This window comes from Chitinivibrionia bacterium (assembly GCA_009779925.1).
In the GTDB taxonomy this organism is placed as follows: Bacteria; Fibrobacterota; Chitinivibrionia; order Chitinivibrionales; family Chitinivibrionaceae; genus WRFX01.
In genome coordinates, this window is sequence record WRAZ01000004.1 from 109,211 (window position 1) to 115,248 (window position 6,038).

Below are 6,038 nucleotides of genomic sequence, written 5' to 3' on the forward strand. Positions count from 1 at the left end.
TTATGATAGAAAGAAACGAATATCTTCAAAAAGTTCTTCCGTTTATAGACACGGATTTGATTAAAATATTTACAGGTATAAGGCGTTGCGGCAAAAGCGTTATGCTTGATTTGATAAAAAAAGAATTGCAGAAAAAAGGCGTCGAAAAAAATCAATTCATAAGCATAAATTTTGAAGATATTGAAACGGAAAAGTATCGAGAATACCAAAAGCTTCACGAGCATATTTCCGAAAAAATAAAAAAAATCGACAAAAAAGCATATTTGTTTTTGGACGAAATACAAGAAGTCGACGCTTGGGAAAAATGCGTAAATTCTCTTCGTGTAAAATTCGATTGCGATATCTATATTACGGGCTCAAACGCGAAATTGCTTTCGGGCGAGTTTGCCACTTATTTGGGCGGAAGGTATGTAGAAATTACAATATATCCGTTCTCGTTTGCGGAGTTTATCGAGTTGTATAAAAAAAGCGAAAACAAAAACGTCGGTGTTGAAAAAATGTTTAAGGAGTATCTGCTTGTCGGCGGAATGCCGTATTTGAAAAACGTAAAATTTCGCTATGACGCAAGCATAATGTATTTGCAAGACGTGTATAATTCCGTCGTTCTTAAAGATGTTGTCCAGAGAAACAAAATTCGCTCTACAGATTTGTTTGCGCGGGTAATTAAGTATGTTATTGCGAATATCGGAAAAACCTTTTCAGCGAGAAGCATATCAAACTATTTCAAAAACGAGAAAATGGATATTTCTGTGGACACTGTACTAAATCATTTGCAATATTGTGAAAACGCGCATCTTTTAAGCTGTGTTCGACGTAAAGATACGGTCGGTAAAAAAATTTTGGCGGTAAATGAAAAGTATTATATTGCCGACCACGGATTGCGGGAGGCGCTTGTCGGAAAAAATCAGGCGGACATTTCCATAGTTCTGGAAAACATTGTGTTTATGGAACTCAAAAGGCGAGACTACAAAATACACGTTGGAAAAGTTGGCGAGCTTGAAATAGACTTTATCGCCGAAAAAAACAACTATTGCATATATGTTCAAGTTTGTTATTTGTTGGCGTCGGACGAAACTATAGAACGAGAATTTTCGGTTTTGGAAAAAGTAGAAGACAATTTTCCTAAATTCGTCGTATCGCTTGACGAATTTGATATGAGCAGAAACGGTATTCGACATCTTAATATTCGCGAGTTTTTGTTGAGCAAAGAATTGTAAAGTTTAAGGCGGATAAATATTTATCCGCCTTTGGAGAACCGACAACAAAAAAACTTGTCTCTGTTTAGTTCAAATACTTTGTTTCGCCGCTCGACAAAATGCTTGCCATTTGTCTTGCGCCGCTGTTTATGTCGGCGACTGCGTCTTTTTGCGTTTCGGTGGACTTGGAAATTTCGCTTATCAATTCGTTGCTGGAACTTATTCCGACTACTATTTTGGCGAGCGATTCGGCGGTGTCGTTGGCTATTTGCATACCGAGTTCCGCTTTTGCTATGGAATTATTTATAAGCGCGTTAGTGTCGCTTACCGACTTGGAACTTTGTTTCGCAAGATTTTTAACTTCGCCCGCAACAACGGCAAAACCTTTACCGGCTTCGCCTGCTCTCGCCGCTTCGATAGAGGCGTTTATCGCCAAAATGTTGGTTCTTGAAGCAATACTGCTTATCGTTTTTGTTATATTCACAATGTCGTGGCTTGCTTCGTTTATTTCAATCATTGCTTTAGTCAATTTTTCCATATAACCCGAACATTTTTCGGCGCTTGCTTTGATTGAGTTCACCATATCGGCGGCTTGGTGCGTTGTTGCTACGTTTTTGTCGGCGTTGTTTGTTACTTCAGCCGAGACATTGACGAATTTGTTGCTGAGATCGCCCAAGCCTTCAATCATATTCGCTTGTTCAATTTGCGTTTTCTTAAGGAAAGTAATATCCTGAACAATTTCGATATGTCCTGACTTGCGACCGTATCTGTCGTGCAAAAAGCGAGCGTCCACTTTAAAATTTAATCCCCATTGGTCAAAAAACGAATGGTCTCTTTCTCCCGACAGCAAACATTTAACCGTGCAATCAGGCGTATTACAAATTGCGGCGCCCCAGTTGCTGCAATGTTTTCCGATAATATCCGAACGCTTAACTTTCTGCAAGTCTTCCACTACTTTGTTGATAAACGTCCAATTCATATTATTATCTGTTACGGATATAGGATAAGGAAGCGCGTCAAGCATACTGTCGTACCAATGAATTTTCCCGTTAATCCATCCTGCAAAGATATACATTAAAATCGAAAATACCACCATAGCGGCAATGCCGACTGTTATAAAGAAAACACTTTCTCCGTAAGCGCTCAGCTTATACAAAATAACACAACCAAGAACATTTGCAAGCAAAACAAGCAAGCCGATGACTATAGAAAACACCTTAGCGGTTCTGTTTGCCGCTAAAAACGAAAAGTTTGGCAAGATATGCATAGAATTCCTCCTTCAATTTTCACCCATATTTTTTATATTTGCACTAAATATACTATATTGCCTCGACAGCGAGCGAAAAAATTTTTTTGTTTTGATGAATTTTTTTGCATTCTTTGCAGAGCGCAAACCCGTTAACGCCCTTGAGAAGCCCGTTTGCGGTCTCTGCAAAGCAGTAAAAACTCACTCCACCGCCGCCATCTCAGCAAAATACTCTTCTTTCGTCGGGATTTTTCCGATTTTTGAGATTATCGCGGCTACTTCGGCGCTGCCTAAGTACACTTTTGCGCCGTCGCCCATTCGGTTGTCGAAGTTTCTTGTCGAGGTCGAAAATACGCTGTCGCCGTCGCTTACTCTCAACTGATTTCCCATACAAAGCGAACAGCCCGCGGGCTCTATTGTCGCGCCGATTTTGTTGAATTCGGCGAATAATCCCTCTTCTTTAAGGATGTTTGCGTAAATTCTTGTCGGAGGCGAAACAAATGTGCGCGTCATATTGCGGTTGATTTTTGCCGTTTTCCAAATTTTTGCGGCTGTCCTGAAATGCTCCACACTAACCATACAACTGCCGATAAACACGTCGTCGATTTTTGCGCCGCTCACTTCCGAAAGCAGTTTTACGTCGTCGGGGTCGTTAGGGCAGGCGACTATCGGCTCGGTGATTTCGCTCAGATTTATCTCCAAAACCGCGGCGTATTCGGCGTTTTCGTCTCTTTTCATAAGATTAAGATTTGAAAGACGGCTTTTTACTTCCGAAATTCTTGCTTCTAACGCGGTTTTCGATTGATAGCCGTCTTTTATCAAGTTTTCCATAATTACGATGTTTTCTTCCAAAAATTCGCGCACGCGTTCTTTGCCGAGCGAAAATGTGCAAGCTGCCGCACTGCGCTCCGCCGAAGAATCGGTGATTTCATAAACTTGCTCGGCTGTTATATTTTCCAAGCCCTCAATTTCCAAAATCCGCCCGTTGAAAACATTGATTTTGTTCTTTTTGGGGACGGTCAAAAGTCCTTTTTTTATCGCGAAATACGGAATTGCGTTTACTATGTCGCGAACGGTAATGCCCTTGTTGAGCGCGCCGCTGAATTTCACCAAAACGCTTTCGGGCATATCGAGCGGCATAAATCCAAGCGCCCCCGCAAACGCAACAAGTCCCGACCCCGCAGGAAACGAAACTCCAACAGGGAAGCGGGTATGCGAGTCGCCGCCCGTGCCGACCGTGTCGGGAAGCAAAAGGCGATTTAGCCACGAATGTATTACGCCGTCGCCCGGTTTAAGCGCAACGCCGCCGCGCTCTTCCACAAATTTCGGAAGGCGTTTTTGCGTTTTTATGTCCGCCGCTTTCGGATAAGCGTTCGTGTGGCAAAACGACTGCATAAACATCGGCGTCTGAAATTTAAGGCAGGCAAGTTCGGTAAGTTCGTCAACGGTCATAGGTCCCGTTGTGTCTTGCGAGCCGACCGTTGTCATTTTGGGCTCTACGCTTTCGTTGGGCAAAACTCCCGCAAGTCCGCAGGCGGCGCCCACCATTTTTTGCGCAAGAGTGTAGCCCTGTCCTTTTTTGTGCTCGGTTTTGGAAATTTCCACAAAAATCCCGTTCGATTTCGGCATTCCCAAGAATTTTCTTGCTTTTTCGGTCAGCGCTTTTCCTATAATAAGGTTTATTCTTCCGCCCGCGCGAAATTCGTCTTTTATGGTTGCGGGTTTCAAGTCCAATTTTTCCGTATCTATGGTTATTTCGTCGCCGTTTTTAAGCGAGGCAACGTCCCAAACTATCGGCAAACCGCCCGAATCCTGCATAGTATTGTAAAAAATCGGAGCGATAACGCCGCCCAAAACCACGCCGCCGCGCTTCTTGTTCGGGACAAAATCGATGTCGTTTCCGATGTGCCACATAACGGAATTCACCGCGCTTTTTCGGCTCGACCCCGTTCCCACAACGTCGCCCGCAAAGGCAACCGTGTGCCCTTGTTTTCTCCATTCGGCGATTGTTTTTATGCAGTCGGGAAATTTCGCTTTTCCCATTGCCAACGCGTGAAGCGGAATGTCGGAGCGCGTAAACGCCTCGCTCGCGGGAGAAAAGTCGTCGGTGTTTATTTCGCCGTCAACTTTATACACTTTCACTTTTATGGTTTTGGGAAGTTCTTCTCTGCACAAAAACCATTCGGCGCAAGCCCAACTTTCAACGACTTTTTTTGCGTATTTATTTGTTTTCGATAATTCGCAGACCCTGTCAAATTCGTCGTAAACAAGCGTTATTTTGCATAGTTTTTCCGCGGCGATTTCGGCAATATCGTCGATTTTCAGCGCGTCCACCAATGGTTTTACGTTGTAGCCGCCTATCATAGTTCCTAGTATTTCGACCGCTTTGCGCCTGTCGATAAGCGGCGATTTCGCCTCGCCCAAGATTATCTTTTCGCAAAATTCCGCTTTTACTTTCGCCGCTTCGTCCACGCCGGGGTTTATGCGGTTTTCGAATAAGTCAAGCAAGAATTTGTCGTTTTTTTGCCGCAAATCCTCACATAATCCTTTTGCCTGTTCCGCGGTGAGCGCAAGCGGCAGAATGCCCAAAGCGACTCTCTCGTTTTCGTGTTTTCGGTAATCTTCAAGCCACATAGTTTTTCCTTTTTTTATTGTTTATTTTTTCGGGAAAATACGTTTTGGACGACGGCAAAAGGTATTTTATAACTGAATTTAATATTTTTATAAGGCGAAACTGTTTATTATGCGAGCTGAGATAAGCCACGAAAACAACAGAAATCTTTTGTATCTCAGGTATTTGGAAATCCTGAAATCTGCCGATAATTTGTCGAAAACTTACGCAGACCAAGAAAAAATTTCCATTGAGTATTCAGACATCGATGAAGCTACCAATACTATCGTGCTTCGCGAATTTTCCATCGAAAGAGACGAGTTTATTTTCGACAAAAACGGCAATTTTAATCCCGATGCGTACAACGTAATTACTTGCAGGCAATTCAAAAAAGAAAAAGGCGTAAAAAAAGATGAAGAATACGAGTACATTTTGGAAGTTTATAAAGGCAGAACCGCAATGCGAAAAGACCGCAGATGGTACTGCACTTTTTGCCCCGACGGTTATGGTTCTATAGACCGCGACGAAGACGAAATAAGTTCTGTTCTGGAAAAAATAGAGGCGGACGTATCAAGCGCAAAAAATATTATGGATAAAAGATACGGTTCAAAAAAAAGAAAGAACAGCCCTTCAAAAAACTTGTTTAAAATACTCGCTGCCGTCCTGTTGTCGGGGGCAATAATCGTTTTCGGAAGCGAAATTGTGTTAATGTTTCCTGTAAAGTAAAAAGAGGCGACCGTTTCCGATTGCCTCTTTTTTTAGTTTTTGCTTGAATTCACTCTTTATCTTCTAACGCCAATCGGAGCGACGTATCTGTAAATTCTGCCGTTTTGCGCCGTAGCCTCGACCATTATCAGGTATGTGCCGCTTGCGACAAAACGCCCCGCCGAATTACGCAAATCCCAAACAATCGCGTTTTGTAGGGGCGGGGTCTGCCCGCCCAAATCGCCGTTCGTTCTGTTTTCAGGGCGGGCAAACCCCGCCC

General features: G+C 43.1%; 5 protein-coding genes. 2 read left to right on the forward strand and 3 right to left on the reverse strand.

What is annotated here, in order from left to right; translation table 11 throughout:
• Positions 1 to 2: 2 nt before the first annotated feature.
• Positions 3 to 1,217, forward strand: coding sequence for an ATP-binding protein (locus FWE23_02985; protein ID MCL2844401.1), 1,215 nt, complete (start codon positions 3 to 5; stop codon positions 1,215 to 1,217).
• Between the two features lie 64 nt (positions 1,218 to 1,281).
• Here the strand turns inward: FWE23_02985 and FWE23_02990 are convergent, their stop codons facing one another.
• A complete protein-coding gene (locus FWE23_02990) occupies positions 1,282 to 2,463 on the reverse strand; it encodes a methyl-accepting chemotaxis protein (protein ID MCL2844402.1) in 1,182 nt (393 codons plus the stop codon).
• 180 nt (positions 2,464 to 2,643) lie between these two features.
• The gene (locus FWE23_02995; protein ID MCL2844403.1) at positions 2,644 to 5,076 is read right to left on the reverse strand and encodes a bifunctional aconitate hydratase 2/2-methylisocitrate dehydratase; all 2,433 of its coding nucleotides are present in this window, start codon (positions 5,074 to 5,076) and stop codon (positions 2,644 to 2,646) included.
• A gap of 109 nt (positions 5,077 to 5,185) precedes the next feature.
• On the opposite strand from FWE23_02995, the gene FWE23_03000 reads away from it, so the two are divergent.
• On the forward strand, positions 5,186 to 5,779 hold the full coding sequence (locus FWE23_03000) for a hypothetical protein (GenBank protein ID MCL2844404.1): 594 nt from the start codon (positions 5,186 to 5,188) through the stop codon (positions 5,777 to 5,779).
• Between the two features lie 56 nt (positions 5,780 to 5,835).
• Here FWE23_03000 and FWE23_03005 read toward each other — a convergent pair.
• Positions 5,836 to 6,038 (reverse strand): hypothetical protein (locus tag FWE23_03005; GenBank protein MCL2844405.1); only part of this gene is annotated, 203 nt, incomplete at its 5' end.